This window comes from bacterium (assembly GCA_036524115.1).
Lineage (GTDB): Bacteria > JAUVQV01 > JAUVQV01 > JAUVQV01 > DATDCY01 > DATDCY01.
In genome coordinates this window covers 1-18076 of the sequence record DATDCY010000212.1, presented here as the reverse complement: position 1 = coordinate 18076, position 18076 = coordinate 1, and the positions used below count along the sequence as shown (strand labels likewise).

The 18076-nt window shown below is 71.8% G+C and carries 15 protein-coding genes and 1 tRNA gene; 6 read left to right on the top strand and 10 right to left on the bottom strand.

Annotated elements, in window-relative coordinates; translation table 11 throughout:
- The 5 genes from tilS to VI078_10470 all read right to left on the bottom strand — a co-directional run.
- Positions 1-948, bottom strand: a 948-nt coding sequence (tilS, locus tag VI078_10490; GenBank protein HEY5999707.1) for a tRNA lysidine(34) synthetase TilS, incomplete at its 3' end; no start/stop codon positions are given.
- Positions 948-3044, bottom strand: a complete 2097-nt coding sequence (locus VI078_10485; GenBank protein ID HEY5999706.1) for a methyl-accepting chemotaxis protein — start codon at positions 3042-3044, stop codon at positions 948-950. The genes tilS and VI078_10485, both read right to left, overlap by 1 nt.
- A 10-nt stretch (positions 3045-3054) precedes the next feature.
- A complete protein-coding gene (locus VI078_10480) occupies positions 3055-3993 on the bottom strand; it encodes an ABC transporter substrate binding protein (GenBank protein ID HEY5999705.1) in 939 nt (312 codons plus the stop codon).
- 35 nt (positions 3994-4028) lie between these two features.
- On the bottom strand, positions 4029-6032 hold the full coding sequence (locus tag VI078_10475) for a hypothetical protein (GenBank protein ID HEY5999704.1): 2004 nt from the start codon (positions 6030-6032) through the stop codon (positions 4029-4031).
- A 21-nt stretch (positions 6033-6053) separates the two neighbouring features.
- Positions 6054-7049: a DmsE family decaheme c-type cytochrome gene (locus VI078_10470; protein HEY5999703.1), complete on the bottom strand. Its 996-nt coding sequence runs from the start codon at positions 7047-7049 to the stop codon at positions 6054-6056.
- 186 nt (positions 7050-7235) lie between these two features.
- Here VI078_10470 and VI078_10465 point away from each other — a divergent pair, with 186 nt between their 5' ends.
- The 3 genes from VI078_10465 (at position 7236) to VI078_10455 (ending at position 10457) form a co-directional block, all read left to right on the top strand.
- Positions 7236-7919, top strand: a complete 684-nt coding sequence (locus tag VI078_10465; GenBank protein ID HEY5999702.1) for a hypothetical protein — start codon at positions 7236-7238, stop codon at positions 7917-7919.
- 43 nt (positions 7920-7962) lie between these two features.
- Positions 7963-9780, top strand: coding sequence for a translational GTPase TypA (gene typA / locus VI078_10460; protein HEY5999701.1), 1818 nt, complete (start codon positions 7963-7965; stop codon positions 9778-9780).
- 71 nt (positions 9781-9851) lie between these two features.
- Complete coding sequence (locus VI078_10455) at positions 9852-10457, top strand: transglutaminase-like domain-containing protein (GenBank protein ID HEY5999700.1); 606 nt, start codon at positions 9852-9854, stop codon at positions 10455-10457.
- A 615-nt stretch (positions 10458-11072) separates the two neighbouring features.
- On the opposite strand, the gene VI078_10450 is transcribed toward VI078_10455, so the two are convergent.
- Positions 11073-11149: transfer RNA gene (locus VI078_10450), tRNA-Met, on the bottom strand.
- A gap of 141 nt (positions 11150-11290) precedes the next feature.
- Here VI078_10450 and VI078_10445 point away from each other — a divergent pair.
- Both VI078_10445 and VI078_10440 read left to right on the top strand, forming a co-directional pair.
- Positions 11291-11992, top strand: coding sequence for an endonuclease III domain-containing protein (locus VI078_10445; GenBank protein HEY5999699.1), 702 nt, complete (start codon positions 11291-11293; stop codon positions 11990-11992).
- 26 nt (positions 11993-12018) lie between these two features.
- Positions 12019-12483 (top strand): hypothetical protein, encoded by a 465-nt coding sequence (locus VI078_10440; GenBank protein ID HEY5999698.1) that lies wholly within the window; start codon positions 12019-12021, stop codon positions 12481-12483.
- Here VI078_10440 and VI078_10435 read toward each other — a convergent pair.
- The 4 genes from VI078_10435 to prfB form a co-directional block, all read right to left on the bottom strand.
- The gene (locus VI078_10435; protein ID HEY5999697.1) at positions 12480-13160 is read right to left on the bottom strand and encodes an ABC transporter ATP-binding protein; all 681 of its coding nucleotides are present in this window, start codon (positions 13158-13160) and stop codon (positions 12480-12482) included. The genes VI078_10440 and VI078_10435 overlap by 4 nt on opposite strands.
- The gene (locus VI078_10430; protein ID HEY5999696.1) at positions 13160-14527 is read right to left on the bottom strand and encodes a lipoprotein-releasing ABC transporter permease subunit; all 1368 of its coding nucleotides are present in this window, start codon (positions 14525-14527) and stop codon (positions 13160-13162) included. The genes VI078_10435 and VI078_10430 overlap by 1 nt, the downstream gene beginning before the upstream one ends.
- 20 nt (positions 14528-14547) lie before the next feature.
- Positions 14548-16041: a lysine--tRNA ligase gene (gene lysS, locus VI078_10425; GenBank protein ID HEY5999695.1), complete on the bottom strand. Its 1494-nt coding sequence runs from the start codon at positions 16039-16041 to the stop codon at positions 14548-14550.
- Positions 16041-17172 (bottom strand): peptide chain release factor 2 gene (prfB, locus tag VI078_10420; GenBank protein HEY5999694.1). Its coding sequence is split into 2 segments (ribosomal slippage): positions 16041-17099 and positions 17101-17172, totalling 1131 coding nucleotides; the frame shifts between segments, so codons are not numbered across the junction. The genes lysS and prfB overlap by 1 nt, the downstream gene beginning before the upstream one ends.
- A 171-nt stretch (positions 17173-17343) precedes the next feature.
- On the opposite strand from prfB, the gene VI078_10415 reads away from it, so the two are divergent.
- Positions 17344-17991 carry a TetR/AcrR family transcriptional regulator gene (locus VI078_10415; protein HEY5999693.1) on the top strand — a complete coding sequence of 216 codons (648 nt, stop codon included), beginning with the start codon at positions 17344-17346 and terminating at the stop codon, positions 17989-17991.
- Positions 17992-18076 lie beyond the last annotated feature (85 nt).

Here is an 18076-nt window from a genome sequence, read left to right as displayed (position 1 = left end):
CCCGGCGCCGTCGCGTCGCGCACTGACGCCCCCTGGCAGGTCCCAGGAGCGCTCGCCGCTCCCCGGGGCGAGGAGCGCCTCGAGGTGGCGGCTCGAGAAGTCCGCGCGTCGCGGGGCGAGCGCGCGCAGGGCCGCGAGGAGCGCCCGGGCGGCGACGGCGCGCGGGGCGGAGTCCAGGAGCCCGGCCGGGAAGGACCGGACGCCCGGGGTGGCGATCGCCTCCCGGAGCAGGCGGGACGCCTCGGCCTCCAGGGCGTCGTTGTCCAGCCGCAGCGCCCGCGCGAGCCGGTCAAGGTGGCCGACGATGGCCGGGTTGTAGTCCCGAGCGATCAGCGGCAGCAGCTCGTGGCGCACCCGGTTGCGCAGGTAGCGCGGCGAGCGGTTGCTGCGGTCGGTCCGCCAGCGCAGCCCCCGCTCGGCGAGCCAGGCCTCGATCTCGGCGCGGCGTGCGCAGAGCAGGGGGTGGACGAGGAGCCCGCCGTGGCTGGCCGGGGGGATGCCGCAGAGGCCCGGCGGGCCGGCGCCGCCGAGCATGCGCATGAGCAGCGTCTCGGCCTGGTCGTCGGCGGTGTGGGCGAGCGCGACCCGCGCGCGCCGGCGCCGTGCCAGGCGCAGCAGGAAGCCGAGGCGCAGCTCGCGCGCCAGCTCCTGCAGTGAGGCGCTCCTGCGCTCCGCGGCGGTGAAGGGGCGGCCGAGCCCGAGGTGGAAGGGCAGGCCGTTGCGCCGCGCCAGGCGCTCGACGGCCGCCGCGTCGCGCTCGGCGGCGCGCCCGCGCAGGCGGTGGTTGACGTGCGCGACCTCGATCTGAAGGCCCAGGGGCGCGCGTGCCTCCAGCAGCAGGTGCAGCAGGCAGGTGGAGTCCGCGCCGCCCGAGAGCGCCGCGATCACGCGGGCCCCGGGCGGCAGCAGCCCGTGCCGGCCCGCGTGCGCCAGAAACGCGCGGAGCACTAGGTCCGGAACTGCGAGAGCGTCTTCTTCAGGTGCGCGGCGAGCTGCCCGAAGGAGTCGACGATCTGCTTCATGCGCGAGACGATCTCGAGCGTCTCCTTGGCGGCGGCGCGGATCGTCGCGACCTCGCTCACCGAGCGCTCGGAGAGCCGCAGGCCCTCCTGGGAGTCCTTGTTCACCGTGCGGGCGAGCGCCGTCGCGTTCTCGCTCGCCTTGGCGATCAGCCTGGCCCCCGAGGTCTGCTCGACGGTCGCCCGCCGCACCTGCTCGGCCATGTCGCGCATCAGCTCGACCGCGCGCATCACGGTCTCGCTGCCGCGCGCCTGCTCGCTCGTCGCCCGCAGGATCTCCGCCGAGCGCTCGGAGACCTCGGTGACGCTGCGCGCGACCTCGCGGCTGCCCACCGCCTGCTCGCCCGTGGCCTCGGCGATGCGCGCGCTCATGGCGGAGGCGCGCGCCGAGCTGGCGATGATCTTCTTGAGCGCGGCATCGGTGCGCCCGACGGCGAGCACGCCGGCGTCGACCCGCGAGACCCCGTCGCGCACGAGCTGCCCGACGGCGCGGCTCTCCTGCTGGATGCCGGTGATGACCCGCGCGATCTCGCGGGTCGAGTTCGAGGTGCGCTCGGCCAGCTCGCGAATCTCGCCGGCGACGACCGCGAAGCCCCGGCCATGCTCCCCGGCCTGCGCGGCGATGATCGCGGCGTTGAGCGCCAGCAGGTTCGTCTGCTCGGCCACGTCGTCGATGACCACGAGGATCTCGCCGATGTTGTCGACGCTCCCGCCGAGCTGCTCGACGGTCTCCGCGAGCTTGAGCACGGAGGTGCGGATCGTCGACATCTCGCCCATGGCCTCCTCGATCGCGGCGCCGCCCTCGCGCTGGGCGTTCTCCTTGACCTGCTCGGAGACCTGGCGCGAGTCCTGGGCCAGGGCCTGCACCTCCTTAACGCTGGCGTCGATCTGCGTCACCGCCGAGGTCGTCTTGGCGATGAGCAGGCTGAAGGACTCGACGTTGCGCGCGACCTCCTTGTTCGAGGTCAGGACCTCCTCGACGGAGGCCGAGGTCTGGGCGACGTTCGCGGAGAGCGCCTCGGAGTTGCGCGCCACCTGCTCGATGGAGGCGATCATCTCGAGGATCGAGGCGCTCGTCTCCTCGGAGGTGCGCGCGAGGTCCTCCATCGTGCGGGAGACCGCGCGGGACTGCTCGTTCATGTGCGAGATGAAGACGGAGATCTCCTCGATCGAGCGCGACTGCGCGCCCGCGCCGCTCTCGAGGCCGCCGGCGAGCCCCGAGACGTCGGCGACCGCCTTCTCCAGCTCCTGGAAGGCGGCGGCCGTGCGGCCCTGGAGCTCCCGCAGGCTCGTGAGCATGTGGTTGAACGCGGTGTAGAGGTCGAAGATCTCGTCGCGCGTGGTGGTCTCGATGGTGCGTGTCAGGTCGCCCTCGGCCACCGCGTTCGCGGCCCCGACGAGCTTCTCCACCGGGCGGCTGATCTGGCTGGTGATGAAGAGCATGATCAGCGCGAGCGTCCCCGCGAACGAGAGCGCCCCGGTGAGCAGGGCGTTGCGGACGTTGGTGTTGACCTGGGAGGAGATCGCCGAGCGGCGCACGCCGAGCACCACCGCCCCGGCGTAGGTGCCCGCGGTGTCGCGCACGGGCAGGGCGGTGCTGTCGATGGTCTCGGCCCCCACCCGGGAGGTCGTGGTGAGCGGGTCGCGCGCCTCGCTGAGCCCGGCCGGCAGGAGCTCGCCCGCCGGCTTGCCCGCGCGGGCGGGGTCGTTGTGGAAGAGGACGGTCCCCCCGGCGTCGACGATCATGACGTAGGCGAGGTCGGGGTACTCCGTGACGAGCGCGCGGCAGCGCGTCGACGCGTCTTCGAGGTCCTTGAGGCCGAGTCCGAAGTCGAGCACCTTCTTGACGTCCTTGACGAAGAGCTGGCCGAGCACGAGCGCCTTCACCTGCAGGCCCGCGCGCAGCTCGCGCACGAGCAGCCGGGCGCTGAGCAGGCCGTTGAAGCCGAGCACGACGACGAGGATCAGCCCGACGACGGTCGCGGCCTTGGTCCGGAGCCTGAGTGCGGCGAGGCGTGCAAGCATGGTCAGGTCCTCACTTGATGATGCGGGTTGCGCTCTCGAGCAGCGACATCGGGACCTTCGCCCCGATCTGCTTGGCCAGCGGGAGGTTGACCTCGAGCTCGATCTTCTTCGGGGCGATCGGCGTCGTCGGGGCCGCAGACGGCCCCTTCGTCAGGATCTGCACCGCGAGGTCCCCGACGAGGCGCCCCTGCTCCTCCGGGCTCGGGTAGAGCGCCAGCAGCGGCGCCGCGCCGCCCCGCGGGGGCAGCAGCGAGATGGTGGCGATCCGCTTCTCGGCGGCGATGGCCAGCAGCTGCTCGGTCTGGCCGGCGACGATCGGGCAGCCCGGCATGAGCAGGGCGCCGAGCGGCGGGGCGGCCCGCAGGGCGGCGGCGCTCTGGTCGCGGTCGGCGACCGTGATCGGTGTCACCGTGAAGCCCATCTCCCGCTCCTTGCCGCGCAGCTCCTCGATCTGGGCCTTGCCGACTGGGTCGCCGGGGAAGTCGAAGACGCCGATGGTCGAGAAGTCCGTCATCAGCTTCGCCTTGGCAAGCAGGGTGGCGAGCGGCGTCTTGGCGCTCACGCCGGAGGCGTTGCCCCCGGGGTTCGTGGCGGAGCGGGCGCAGCCGGCGAGGCCCGGCTCGAAGACGAAGCCGTAGCCGAGCGGCAGGCGCAGCTTCTCCTTGCACGCCGCCTGCAGCAGGCTGTCGCCGAAGATGATGACGAGGTCGGCCTCCACCGCCCCGAACTTGCGCAGCGCGTTCGCCCAGGACATGGGGTCGGCGGCCGGCTTCTGCACGAAGATGTCCAGCTTGCCGGGGCCGAATCCCGCGGCGGCGAGCTGCGCCTTGAGCGCGTCGGTGGCGGTGTCGTAGACGGCGCACGTCTCGGGGTAGATGACGCCGAGGGTCTTGCCCCAGCCGGCCGCGGGGAGCGCGGCCAGCGCGAGGGCGAGGGCGAGGGCGGGCACTGCCCGCCCCCGGAGCCCACGGTGGATTGCCGCGCCTACCATCGCACGTTCACCCCGACGGTCGCGCCCAGCGTCGAGCCGTCGTTCGCGTCGTCGACCCGGTCTTCGAAGTCCGCCCAGGAGCCGGAGACGAGCAGGCCGAACCGCTCGGTGAGGCGCACGTCGGCGGCGAGGGTCGCGTAGAGCTTGGTGAAGTCGACGGTGCTGATCTGCTTGAGATACCCGCCCTCCGGGAAGGTGGGCGCGTAGTGCTCGAGGCTGTCGATCCACATGCCCTCGGCGGTGAGCGTGACCCGCTTGGTCACCGCCCAGCTGGCGCGCAGGTCGAGCATCTCGACCCTGCCGGTCCACTCCGTGTCCCGGCTGAGGAAGGAGAACGTGGGTGCGTCCGGGCTGCCGAAGATCATGTCCTGGTCGATGCCGTTGTCCGCGAGGCTACAGGCCGCCGAGAGGCTCACCGCCTTGGTCGGGGCGTAGGAGACGAGCGCGGAGAAGGCGTCGCCGTTGACCTCGCGGTCGAGGTCGTCGTAGGGCGCCCGCGCGGCGTAGGCGCGCTGCAGCGCGTCCTGGACGTCGTTCTCCCCGCGGTAGCCCTGCCAGGACAGGCGCACCAGCAGCGCGGCCGCCGGCGTCCAGCTGCCGCCGAGGCCGTAGCGCAGGATCGTGGAGTTCTCGAGCGCGTAGACCGGGTCGTCCGTCCACTCGTTCCCGAGCGATCCGTCGAGCTGCAGCTGCTGCGAGAGGCGGTAGCGCGCCCCGAGGTCGGCGAGGGTGCTCGCGGTCTTCTGCGTCTTGTCGACGTACGAGTCGCCCTGCATCCAGAGGATGGCGTAGCGCTCGAGCGTGCGGTAGCGCAGCCGGGGGGTGAGATCGAGCCGGTCGAACGGCGAGACGCGCGCCGAGAGCTCAACGGTGTTGCGGGTGCGCTCCGGCTCGACGGCGTGCTGGTGGGTGAAGCCCTCGGCGGCCTCGTCCTCGTTGTTCTTGTCCCGCAGGGCGCGCGCCTCGGCGCTCAGGTCCCCGGAGCGCTCGTCGTCGTAGGTGTAGCGCGCGGTCACCAGGGCCCCCTGCGCCACGCGCCAGCTGAGCGAGCCGCCGGCGCTGTGGGTGCGGCGCTCGACCCCGCTCATGTCGTTCTCCTGCTCGCCGCCCTCGTAGCTCCCCGAGAAGACGATCCGGTTCGTGAGGTTCGAGTTCAGGGTGACGGTGTCGGCGTACGAGCTGAGGTCCGGGTTGACGTCGTGCACGTAGCTGCCCGCCGGGAGGCCGTTGTTGATGGTGCCGACGGCATCCACGGGGTCCGGGGCGTTGTCCTCGAACGTGCGCGCCGAGCGGGTGTACGCGATGTCCACGGGCCCCGCGTGCGTGTCGAAGCCGATCGCGAACTCGCGGGTCTCCTGGTCGAGCTCCCGGCTCCTCTGGTTGACGTGGCAGAGATGCGTGCTGCAGCTGCGGTAGAAGTAGCGCAGCTGCTGGTCGCCCTTGTGGGTCATCACGCGGCCGCTGGCGCGCAGGTGCGCCGGGTAGGAGGGGACGCGCACCTTGAGCGAGGCGGTGCTCTCGCGCCGCTCGTCCACGTACTCGGCGTCCGGGTCGGCGTCGTCGGCGTCCACCTCGATCGAGCCGGAGCGGACCCTTGGCACCGCGGCCTTGTGCTCGTCCTGGTGGACGAAGGCGCGCGTCGACGCCTTGAGGTCGACGTCCGCGCCGTGGTTGTACTCGAAGCCGGCGTCCCAGGCTTTCTCGCCGAGGTAGCTCCCCTCGGCCTGCAGCGTGCCGAAGCCGGGGGTCAGGTAGAGCAGGTCGAAACCGAGGGTCAGGCTGTTCTCAAAGGGCTCGTAGGGAAACAGCAGCCGCCCGTTGTCCGAGGTGTCGACCACGTGGTAGCCGGCCTCGAGCCGGATCTCGGAGATCTTGTCGCCCTGGGGCACGGGGGTCTCGTCCGCCCGCACCGGGTCGGCGGTCAGCGCGAGCACTGCGAGGACGCCGAGCGCGGCAAGGGCACGGCCGGCGACGGCGTGCAGGATTGTCGTTCGCATGGTCGCTCTCCTTCCGTCGCGCTAGCGGGTGAACCGGTCGTCGTTGCGGTATCCCGGCAGATCAGTGCCGTGGATCCGCGTGTGGCAGGCGGCGCAGTCGCCGAAGAAGACCGTCCTGGCCGCCTTGTCGCCCGACGTGAGGACGGGCCGCCGCGTGCCGTTGTGACCCTGGTGGCACTGCAGGCAGAGGAACGGCCTCGCCCACCTGGTCATCTCGCTGTTCGTGGAGCCGTGCGGCTCGTGGCAGGTCTGGCAGTCGGTCATGAGGTCCGCGTGCTCGAAGACGAACGGCCCGGCCTTGTCGGCGTGGCATTTCGCGCAGAGCAGGCGCGTCGTCGGCTCGCGCAGGTCGCCGTCGTTGAGCGTGCCGTGCGGGTCGTGGCAGTCGGCGCAGGTCATGATCCCCTCGGCCAGCGGGTGGCGCGAGGGGAGGTTGGACATCGCGGCCTCGCGGCTGTGGCACGAGGAGCACAGCGGGTAGATCTCCTTGCGCGCCACCTTCTGCCCTGGTCCCTTGTGCAGCTTGTGGCAGTCGAGGCAGGAGACGTCGGCCGCGGCGTGGCGGCTGCCGGGCCAGGCGGTGATGCTCTTGACCGACTGGCCGGCGTGGCACTTGAGGCAGATCAGCGACTTCGCCCCCGCGGGGATCTTCTCCAGGTCGATGAACGTCGAGGCGTCGCACTTGCCCTCGACGATGTTCGCGATCGCCAGGCTCCCGGGGCCGTGACAGGACTCGCAGTTGACGAGCGGCAGGCCGGTCTCGGCCGCGATCTGCTCGCCGTGGACGCTCAGCCGGAAGTCGCGCGCGATGGCATCGTGCGCGTGGCACTTGGCGAGGCAGGTGACGTTGCCGACGTAGTCGGCGTCAAGGCGGCCGGCGATCAGCTTCTCGTACTCCTTGATGGGCCACGTCGCGCGACTGTCGCGCATCGACGCGCATCCCCCCGCCCCCGCCAGGGTCACCCCGACGGCAGCGGCCGCGGCGATCCAGCACCAGATCCTCTTCGGTCGCGACATCACACCCCCCCTTGCCTGCGCGGAGACGGCGTTGTCCGGTCTGAAATGGCGCGATCCGAGCCTGCGGAATGCGGCAGGCGCGCAGCGCCCCCCCTACCCGTGCGGCGATTATAAACCCTCCGGGGCCACGTGCAAGAAAAAATTACAGGTTCCCAACAGTTTGGGGTATAATTGCGCAGGAACGACATGAAGGCAACGCACACGCTCCGCCCGGCGGCGGCGATCGCCGCGGGCCTCGCGGTCCTTCTTCTGTGCCGCGGGGGCCCCTCGCACGCCCAGGGCCCGTCGCACGCGGGGGAGCAGAGGCGTCGGGTGCGGATCGAGACGCGCTTTGTCGACCGGGCCAGCGGCCAGGAGGCCGCGTGGGGCGCCACCGGCCAGATCCTCGTCCCCACGGTCCCCGCGGATGCGGGCGCCGCGCGCTGGGGGCAGGTGCGCACGGTGGCCAGTTCGCCGTCCCGCCAGAGCCTGACGCTGGAGCAGGACGCGCGCGGTCTCATCCGCGTCGGGCGCGAGATACCGTTCGCGGGCTGGTTCCTCGGGCACGGCCGCCGCTGCGGCCTGCTCGAGGACAAGACGGAGTGGCGCGACGTGGAGTCCGCGCTCGAGGTCCAGGCGGTCGCTGCCGGCGACGGCGCCCTGCGCATCGCGCTGATCCCGGAGTTCGGCTACGCGCAGGGGCGCGCGCGGCGCACCATCGCCTTCCCGGCCGAGCGCGCCGAGGTCCTCGTCTCCCCGGGGGAGGAGATGCGTTTTGCGGCCCCCGCCGGGCTCGAAGCCTTCTACAGCCGGCTGCTGGCCGGCTACGACCCGCTGCGGCGCGTCTGGTCCGTGGACATGGTCCTGCGCGCCGAATTCGTCGAACCCTGAAAGCGCGGCCGCCGTCCGGCCGCCGCAAGGAGAAGACCCGCCCATGTGCACCGCCACCCGCGAGGACGTCCGCAACATCGCCATCATCGCCCACGTCGACCACGGCAAGACCACGCTCGTGGACGCCCTGCTCTGGCAGAGCGGCACGTTCCGCGCGAACGAGAACGTCGCGGTGCGCGTGATGGACTCGATGTCGCTCGAGCGCGAGAAGGGCATCACCATCATGGCCAAGAACACCTCGGTGGAGTTCAACGGCGTGCACATCAACATCGTCGACACGCCGGGGCACGCGGACTTCGGCGGCGAGGTCGAGCGCACGCTCTCGATGGTCGACGGCGTGATGCTCCTCGTGGACGCGAGCGAGGGGCCGCTGCCGCAGACGCGCTTCGTCCTCGGCAAGGCGCTGGAGAAGAAGCTCACGCCGATCCTCGTCATCAACAAGATCGACCGCCCCGACGCGCGCACGGCGGAGGTGCTCAACGAGGTCTACGACCTGTTCATCGACCTCGATGCCGCCGAGGACCAACTGGATTTCCCGGTCTTCTACTGCAACGCGCGCAAGGGGACCTGCCGCACGACCGCGGACGGCGAGGACCAGCTCCTGCTCCCGCTGCTCGAGGCGATCGTCACGACGGTGCCCCCGCCGCGCTACGACCCGGAGGCGCCGCTGCAGCTGCTGGTGGCCAACATCGACTACGACGACTACATCGGCCGGCTCATCGTCGGGCGGATCTTCAACGGGCGGCTGCGCAAGGACCAGCAGGCCGCGCTGTGCCGGCTGGACGGCTCGGTGGTCACGGCCAAGGTCACCGGCCTCTTCGGGCACGCGGGGCTGCGGCGCGTCGCGGTGGCCGAGGCCGGTCCCGGCGACATCGTGGCGCTCTCGGGGTTCGCGGAGGTCTGCATCGGCGAGACGCTCTCCGACCCGGAGACGCCGCGGCCGCTGCCGCCGATCACGGTCGACGAGCCGACGATCGCGGTGGTCTTCTCGGTGAACTCCTCGCCGCTCTCGGGGCGCGACGGCAAGTACGTCACCTCGCGGCACCTGCGCGACCGGCTCGCGCGCGAGGCCCTCGCCAACGTCGCGATCCGCATCGAGCCGACGGAGGCGCCGGACGCCTTCCTCGTCGCCGGCCGCGGCGAGCTGCAGCTGGCGATCATCATCGAGACGATGCGGCGCGAGGGCTACGAGCTGTCGGTCGGGCGGCCGGAGGTCGTGACGAAGGTCATCGACGGCGCGCGGCACGAGCCGGTGGAGGTGCTCATCGTCGACTGCCCGGAGGAGGTCGTGGGCGCCGTGACCCAGATGGTCGGCGCGCGCCGCGGCCGCATGATGAAGATGGTCAACCACGGCAGCGGCCGCGCCCGCCTCGAGTTCCGCATCCCGGCGCGCGGGCTCATCGGTTTTCGCACCCAGTTCCTGACCGAGACGCGCGGCGCCGGCATCATGAACCACCTCTTCGACGGCCACGAGCCGTGGAAGGGGGAGATCGCGCAGCGGCCGAACGGCGCCCTCGTCGCCGACCGGCCGGGCAGGGCGACCTCCTACGCGATCGAGCACCTGCAGCCGCGCGGGACGCTCTTCGTGCACCCCGGCGACGAGGTCTACGAGGGGATGATCGTCGGCGAGAACGCGCGGCCGAACGACCTGGACGTGAACATCGTCAAGGAGAAGAAGCTGACGAACATGCGCGCCTCGACGTCGGAGGAGACCGTGCAGCTGGTGCCGCCGCGCACCTTCAGCCTCGAGCAGGCGCTCGAGTTCCTGCGGGAGGACGAGCTGCTCGAGGTCACCCCGGCGGTCTTCCGCTTCCGCAAGAAGGTGCTGGCGGCGAACAGGCGGCCGCGCACGCGCGAGTGACGGCAGGGCGGGCGCTTGACACCGCCCGGGGCTCAGTCTACAAGGCAAGTGGGATGATGACTGGCCGGTTGGTGGATAGTGCGCGGCGCTACCTGCGGCACGCGGCGGCGGCGGCGGTGACCCTGGCCCTGGGCGTCGCGCTCGGCAATCGCCTGGGCGGGGCGGAGCCGGCGCCGCCGGCGTTCCACCAGATGCGGGTGAACCATCCGCGGGACTACAGCGCGCTGGTCACTCCCGAGGCGCCGGCGGTGGCGGACCTCGCGCGGCGACTCGGTTCGCTGGAGGCTGCCTATGGCTTCGTGCGCGACGAGATCGCCTTCGAGCCGATGCGGGCGACGGGCCCGCCCGAGGAGACGCTGGCGGCGGGGCGCGCCAGCTGCCTCGGCAAGGCCGCGCTGCTCGCCAGTCTCTACCGCGCCCTCGGGGTGCCGAGCGCCGGCGTGCGCGTCGTCGTCGGGCAGATTCCGGCCCCGGATGGGCTGGTCGAGCACGCGTGGATCGACATGGAGTATGGTGACCGCTGCCTGCAGCAGGATGCGACCGACCTGCTGGGCGTGCACGAGTTCGCGGCCTTTCCGGGGCAACGATTCGTGGACGTGTTCGTCTCGCGTGAGCTGTTCTGTTTCAACGACGAGGGATTTGCCGCCGTCTCCCAACTCAACCGCATGCGACGGTGACCGTGCGGCCCGGCTCGCTGGCGAGGGCTTTTCACGCCCCTGCTGTGTTGTCGGTCGGGCTGCTTGTGCGGTGTGCACCAGCACACCTCCGCGCGCCCATCCCGACTGCCTTGCAGGGACGCGAAAATCCGCTCCCCATCGAGTCGGGCAGCGTGGGTACGGAGTGGCCCGGGCGGCAGGGAGGGCTTCTTCCGCCCCAGCGGCGTTGCGGATCGGGCAGCTTGTGCGGCAGCCACCAGGCTGCCTCCGCGCGCCCGTCTCCGCTGCCTTGCTGGGACGAAAGAATCCGCTCCCTTCCGGCCCGGGCAGCCCGGGCACGGGACCCACGGGGCCGGAGATTGGCCTTGACGGTCACCATGCCTGGCCAGGGCGAGGAGAAGGGTCCAGATGCAAGGCGCACGACGATCCGGCGACCGAGGCGTACGAGTGGTACGCCTCAGGGAGACGGGAGGAGTGCAACGCCGCAGATGGGCGGACCGGCACCGTGCCTGACCAGGTCGTCGAGAAGGGTCCAGATGCAAGGAGGAGGACGAACCGGCGACCGAGGCGTACGAGTGGTACGCCGCAGGGAGACGGGAGGAGTCCGACGCCGCAGATGGGCCCTTAGCGACGACCTGGTGGCGGTGGGTGGACTTGAACCACCGACTCCGCGGATATGAGCCGCGTGCTCTGACCAACTGAGCTACACCGCCGTAAAGGGCGCAGGGTTTATAGGGTATTTGCTGGTGCCTGTCAAGAATGCCACGGATCCGGGGGCGGCCCGGAAGAGGCTGCGGGCCGCGTCCGGACCGCACGAACGGCCCTGGCGCTGGCGCCGTGCCGGGCGCGCCGAGCTGCTGGCGATCCACGACGCGCTCCTGGCGGCGTTCGGCCCCCAGAGCTGGTGGCCGGCCGAGACGCCGTTCGAGGTCATGGTCGGCGCGATCCTCACGCAGAACACGAACTGGCGGAACGTCGAGCGGGCGATCGCGAACCTGCGGGCGGCGCGGGCATTGACGCCGGGGGCGATGGCGCGGCTGCGTCCCGCGGCCCTGGCGGAGCTGATCCGGCCGGCGGGCTACTTCCGCGTCAAGGCCGCGCGGCTCGGGCACCTGCTTGCGCACCTGCGGCGGCGCCACGGCGGGAGCGTCGCGCGCCTGCTGCGGGTCCCCGGGCCGTCGCTGCGGGAGGAACTGCTCGGGATCACCGGCATCGGGCCGGAGACCGCGGACTCGATCCTGCTCTACGCGGCCGGCCGGCCCTCGTTCGTCGTCGATGCGTACACCAGGCGCGTGCTCTCGCGCCACGGGCTCGTCGGGGAGGGGGCCGCCTACGCGGACATCCAGCGGCTCTTCACGGGGGCGCTGCCCGCCGACGTCGCCCTCTTCAACGAGTATCACGCGCTGATCGTCCGGCTCGGCAAGGAGTTCTGCCGGCCGCGGGCGCCGCGTTGCGCCGCCTGCCCCCTCGGGGCGGCACCCCGCCCCGCCGGCGGGCGCGGGAGCGACGGCCGCCGGCGTTCCCCATCGCTTGCGTTTTCGGCCGTGCGGCGGTAGGTTCAGCCGCAGGAGGTGTGGATGCCATGACGATGCCGCCGATCCGCCGAGTGCTGTGGTGCCTGCTGACGCTCGCGGTCCTTCTCCCGGCCGCCGGCTGCGACTGGCTGACCCCGTCCGGATCCACCGCCCGCTCGAGCCCCGTCATCACGGACCTGGCCGTCGGGCCGCCAAACGCCATCTGCGGTCCGAAGAACACGCTGACCATCTCCTTCGGGTACCACGACCCGCAGGGCGACTACAACCGGCTCACCATCGTCCTGGAGGAGCAGACGAAGTCCGGCCAGCCCGGGGCGCGCGTGGAGCGCTCGGTGCCGTGGACGGACCTGGACCTCACGACGTCGCCGGGCAGGGCGATCTGGGACGGCTTCTTCTTCACCTGCGGTGTCGACCCGGTCGGGACCTGGAAGCTGACGGCGATCCTGGAGGACGAGCGCGGCCACCTCAGCAACGAGCTGACGGCCACGGTCAATCTCGCCTCGTCCCTCTAGGGCGCGGCGAAGCGGCCGGCCTCGAGTCGGAGGGTGCGGCCGGCGGCCCGCGCCAGCCCCTCGTTGTGCGTGACCAGCACGGTCGTCAGGCCGTGCTCGCGGTTGAGCCGCTGCAGCAGCGCGAAGACCGCCTCGCCCGTGCCGGCGTCGAGGTTTCCCGTCGGCTCGTCGGCCAGCAGCAGCCGTGGCGAGCGCGCGATGGCGCGCGCGATCGCGACGCGCTGCTGCTCGCCGCCGGAGAGCTCGCCGGGCCGGTGGTGGCCGCGCTCGGCGAGACCGACCTCCGCCAGCAGTTCCGCGGCGCGGCGCCCAGCCGCTCCGGCGCGTTCGCCGCCCATGAGCAGGGGCATCTGGACGTTCTCGAGGGCGGTGAAGTCCGGCATGAGGAAGTGGAACTGGAAGACGAAGCCCACGGCGGCGTTGCGGTAGCGCGCGAGCGCGTTCGCGGAGAGCCGGTCGAGCCGGGCGCCCTCGAAGAGGATCTCGCCGGCGCTCGGGCGGTCGATGCCGCCGAGCAGGTGCAGCAGCGTGCTCTTGCCGGCGCCGGAGGCGCCGACGATCGCGACCGTCTCGCCCGCCGCGACCGCCAGGTCGAGTCCGTCGATGACGGCGAGCGTGCGCCGGCCGCTCGCGTAGCGCTTGGCCAGCCCGCGCGCCTCGATCAGCGGCGTCGACATTACTCGTACCTCAGCGCGGGGATGGGGTCGAGCCGCGCCGCCTTCCACGCCGGGTAGAGCGTCGCCAGCACGCTGATCGCCACGGCGGCCCCGGCGATCCACGCGACCAGCGGGGGGTCGACCTGGACGGGGAGCGTGTCGATGTAGTACACGCTGCTCGGCAGCGGGATGAACTTGTAGCGCTCGAGCGCGAGGCAGGCGCCCCAGCCGAGGGCGACGCCCAGCAGCGTCCCCACCGCGCCGATGAGGAAGCCGCCGAGGACGAAGATGCGCATCACCTGCGCCTGCGTCGCCCCCATCGACTTGAGGATCGCGATGTCCTTGCCCTTCTCGATGACCTTCATGATGAGGGAGCCGACGATGCTGAAGGAGGCCACGAGGACGATGAGCGTCAGGATCACGAACATCGCGATCTTCTCGAGGCGGATGGCGCCGAAGAGGGCGTGGTTCATCTCGGTCCAGTCGCGCACCCAGTAGGCCGGCCCGAGCGCCTCCTGGATGCGCGTGGCCAGTTCGCGCGAGCGGTCGAAGTCCCTGACGCGCACCTCGATGCCCGTGGCGGCATCCCCGGTGTCGAACAGCGCCTGCGCCTCGCCCAGCGCGACGTACGCCAGCGAGGCATCGTACTCGAACATGCCGGACTTGAAGATGCCGATGACCGTGAAGCGGCGCACGGCCGGCGCGACGCCCCCGGGGGTCGTGGAGCCGAACGGCGATATCGCGCGCACCTCGCTGCCCACGACGACGCCGAGCTGGCGCGCCAGTTCGGCCCCGACGACGATGCCCGGGAGACCGGGGGCGCCGGGCGGCCGCTCGAGCCCGGCGAGGTCGCCGACGACGAGGGTGCGCGCCAGCTCGCGCGCGGAGCCCTCGCCGCGGGGCTCGATGCCGCGCAGCACCACGCCCTGCGCGCCGCCGCCGGCGCCGAGCATCGACTGGGAGAGGATGAAGGGGCCGGCCGCCGTCACGCCGGGCACCGCGCGCACGCGGGCGGTTGCGCCGCGGTAGTCCTCGATCGCGCCCCCGAGCTGCGGCACGACGACGATGTGCGAGTTGGTGCCGAGGATCTTGCGCTTGAGGTCGCTCTCGAAGCCGGTCATGACGCTGATGACGATGATCAGGGCCATGACGCCGAGGGTGACGCCGCTGATCGAGATGAAGGTCACCGCCGAGAGCAGCCGCGGGAAGCGGCGCGAGCGCAGGTAGCGGCCGCCGACGAGCACCTCGAACGCCCGCGCGGGCGCCAGCGCCGGCAGCAGCCGCAGCAGCGCGGCGTAGGCGAGGCTCGGCAGCGTCAGCACCAGCAGCAGCGCCGCCGCGACCCAGGGCAGCAGCAGCGGCAGGACCTGGCGCAGGCTCTCGGTCACGCGCGGTTCCCCGCCGCCATCTAGGCTTCCGTCTTCTCCGGGCGCAGCTGCGGGAAGAGGATCACGTCGCGGATGTTCGGCATGTCGGTGAAGAGCATCACCAGGCGGTCGATGCCGATCCCCTCGCCGCCGGTCGGCGGCAGCCCGTGCTCGATGGCGGCGAGGAAGTCCTCGTCCATGCGCATCGCCTCCTCGTCGCCGCCGGCGCGCTCCAGCGCCTGGGCGGCGAGCCGCTCGCGCTGGTCGATGGGGTCGTTGAGCTCGGTGAAGGCGTTGGCCAGCTCGCGGCCGGCGACGAAGAGCTCGAAGCGCTCGACGAGCTCCGGCTGGTCCGGGAGGCTCTTGGCCAGCGGGGAAACCTCCTTCGGGAAGTCGGTGACGAACGTCGGCCGCACCAGCCCCGGTTCGACGAGGCGCTCGAAGAGCTCGAGCTGCAGCCGCCCGATCCCGTAGCCCGTCTTGACCGGCACGCCGCGGCGCAGGCACTCGGCCTTGAGGAACTCGAAGTCGAGCGCCTGCTCGCGCGCGAGCCCGCCGCGCTCCCAGAGCGAGTCGACGAGGCGCAGCCGCGGCCAGGGCGGGGTCAGGTCGACCTCCTGCCCCTGGTAGGTGAGGACCGTCGTGCCGCGCACCTCGCGCGCGAGGCCGACGAACAGCTCCTCCGTCAGGTCCATCAGCGAGGAATAGTCCATGTAGGCCGCGTAGAACTCGAGCATCGTGAACTCGGGGTTGTGCGAGCGCGACAGCCCCTCGTTGCGGAAGTTGCGGTTGATCTCGAAGACGCGCTCGAAGCCGCCGACGACCAGGCGCTTGAGGTAGAGCTCGGGGGCGACGCGCAGGAACATCTCGCAGTCGAGGGCGTTGTAGAAGGTGCGGAAGGGGCGGGCGGCCGCGCCGCCGGGGATCGCCTGCATCATCGGCGTCTCGACCTCGAGGAAGCCGCGCGCCCCGAAGAAGGCGCGGATGCCGGCGACGATCGCGGCGCGCACGCGGAAGACCCCGCGCACCTCGGGGTTGGCGATCAGGTCGAGGTAGCGCTGGCGGTAGCGCGCCTCGACGTCGGTCAGGCCGTGCCATTTCTCCGGCAGCGGGCGCAGGCTCTTGGTCAGCAGCGTCGCCTCCGCGGCCTGCACCGTCAGCTCGCCGGTCTTGGTGCGGAAGAGCGTGCCCGCGAGGCCCACGATGTCGCCGACGTCGAGGCGCTTGACGACCTCGAACGTCGCCTCGGGCAGCGCGTCCTTGCGGAAGTAGACCTGGATCGTGCCGGTGGCGTCGAGCAGGTGCGCGAAGACCGCCTTGCCGAAGGAGCGCAGCGCCACGATGCGCCCGGCGATGCGCGCGCGCCGCCCGAGCGCCTCGAGGGCGGCCTGGTCGAGGCCGGCGCCCGCCGCCTGCAGCGCCGCGGCGCTGTCGGTGGGGGCGTAGCGGTGCGGGTAGGGGTCCACTCCCAGCGCGCGGATCTCCGCGAGCTTCTTCTTGCGCTGGGCGATGAGGTCGTTGTCGCCGGTCTCCATCAGCTCCCTTTCTCGCTCTTGGCCCCCGCGCCCTGGACGCGCTTGAGCAGGTAGGCGTCGATGAACTCGTCGATGTCGCCGTTGAGGAAGTCGTCGACCTTGCCGGTCTCCAGCCCCGTGCGCAGGTCCTTGACGAGACGGTAGGGGTGCAGCACGTAGGAGCGGATCTGGCTGCCGAAGGCGATGCCCTTCTTCTCGCCGTGGATCTCGTCGAGCTTCTTCTGCTGCTCCGCGGCCTCGCGCTCGAAGAGGCGCGCGCGCAGCACCTTCATCGCGAAGGACTTGTTCTTGTGCTGCGAGCGCTCGTTCTGGCACTGCACGACGATGCCCGTCGGCAGGTGCGTGATGCGCACGGCCGAGTCGGTGACGTTGATGTGCTGGCCGCCGGCGCCCGAGGAGCGGTAGGTGTCGATGCGCAGGTCCTCCTCGCGGATGTCGATGGCCACCGCGTCGTCGACCTCGGGCATCGCGTGCACTGCGGCGAACGAGGTGTGGCGCCGGGCGTTGGCGTCGAAGGGGCTGATGCGCACGAGCCGGTGGATGCCGACCTCGGCCGCGAGCAGCCCGAAGGCGTACTCGCCGGAGACGAGCACGGTGGCGCTCTTGAGCCCCGCCTCCTCGCCCGGCTGGTAGTCGATGATCTCGGCGCGGAAGCCGCGGCGCTCGGCCCAGCGCAGGTACATGCGCAGGAGCATCTCGGCCCAGTCCTGGCTCTCCGTGCCGCCGGCGCCGGGGTGGATCGTGAGGAAGGCGTTGGCGCGGTCGTGCTCGCCGGAGAGCAGGGTGCGGATCTCCTTGGCGTCGATCTCCGCGGTGAAGGAGTTCAGGGCCGTGCGGATCTCCGGTATCGCGTCGAGGTCCCCCTCGGCGAGCAACTCGAAGAGCAGCGAAATCTCCTCGAGCCGGTGGTCGACCCCGTGCCAGAACTCCAGCTCGACGAGCAGCGCGTTGCGCTCCTTGGAGACCGCCGTCGCCGCCGCCGCGTCGTTCCAGAACGCGGGCTTGGCCATCTCGGCGTCCAGGGCGTCGAGGCGCTTCTGCTGCGCGGCGAGGTCAAAGATGCCCCCTGAGGGCCTCGGCCCTCTCGCGGACCGCACCGTAGCGGTCCCGGAGCTCGCGTTCGGTTTCCATGTCGTTGCGTGCACCCTCCGGTGGAAAGCGGACGGCATGATACCCGATTCCTCGCCCGCGGGGAAGGTGCGGGGGCCGGCGCGGGCCGTCGCGGCACGCGCGCTTGACAGCCGCGGCGGGCCCTCCTATATTCCGTGATGTGAGCAAGCGCTCACTTAATGGAGGCGGGCGATGGCGCACCAGGCGGAGCGGCCGCGCAGGATGACCGGTGAGCAGCGGCGAGAGCAGCTGCTCACCGTCGCGTCGCGGCTGTTCGCGGAGCGCGGCTTCGCGCGGACCACGACGCGGCAGATCGCGCGGGCGGCCGGGGTCTCCGAGGGGGCGATGTACCGCCACTTCCGCGGCAAGGAGGACCTCCTGCTGACGTTCGTGCGCCGCGCGGTCGTCCGCTCGGCCGACGACCTGCTCGCGGGTCTCGGAGACGTGCCGCCTGACGACTGGGTGCGGGCGTTCCTGCGCGACCGCCTCGAGCTGGCCGGCCGCAACCGGACCCTGCTGAAGGTGGTGATCGGCGAGGCGCTGTTCGATCAGCGCTTCGCGCGCGAGTACTTCCGGACGGTGGTGGAGCCGGTGCTGGGGCTGATAGAGGGGGAGATCGCGCGCCGCGTCGCCAACGGCGACTTCCGCCCCGTCGACCCGGCGCTGGCGGCCCGCTCGCTGCTGGGGCTGTTCGTCTCGACGCTGCTCTGGGGCGCGCTGTTCGAGCGCGCGGGCGCGCGTGTTCCCGGCGCCGACGGCGTGGAGGAGTTGGCCGGGTTGTTCCTGGACGGGGTGCGCGGCTGCCGGCCGCGCGGGACCCGCGACAAAGGAGGTCGCTGATGCGCCCGGTGCTGGTGACGCTGATCCTGGCCGCGCTGGCCGCCGCGGGCCCGGCGGCGGCGCCCGCCGCCGCGCGGCCGCTCGC

Coding starts and splice junctions, on each gene's coding strand:
- lysS (HEY5999695.1), bottom strand. CDS start 16,041: ATGGAGACCGGCGACAACGACCTCATCGCCCAGCGCAAGAAGAAGCTC.
- VI078_10485 (HEY5999706.1), bottom strand. CDS start 3,044: ATGCTTGCACGCCTCGCCGCACTCAGGCTCCGGACCAAGGCCGCGACC.
- typA (HEY5999701.1), top strand. CDS start 7,963: ATGTGCACCGCCACCCGCGAGGACGTCCGCAACATCGCCATCATCGCC.
- VI078_10475 (HEY5999704.1), bottom strand. CDS start 6,032: ATGCGAACGACAATCCTGCACGCCGTCGCCGGCCGTGCCCTTGCCGCG.
- VI078_10465 (HEY5999702.1), top strand. CDS start 7,236: ATGAAGGCAACGCACACGCTCCGCCCGGCGGCGGCGATCGCCGCGGGC.
- VI078_10470 (HEY5999703.1), bottom strand. CDS start 7,049: ATGTCGCGACCGAAGAGGATCTGGTGCTGGATCGCCGCGGCCGCTGCC.
- VI078_10440 (HEY5999698.1), top strand. CDS start 12,019: ATGACGATGCCGCCGATCCGCCGAGTGCTGTGGTGCCTGCTGACGCTC.
- VI078_10435 (HEY5999697.1), bottom strand. CDS start 13,160: ATGTCGACGCCGCTGATCGAGGCGCGCGGGCTGGCCAAGCGCTACGCG.
- VI078_10415 (HEY5999693.1), top strand. CDS start 17,344: ATGGCGCACCAGGCGGAGCGGCCGCGCAGGATGACCGGTGAGCAGCGG.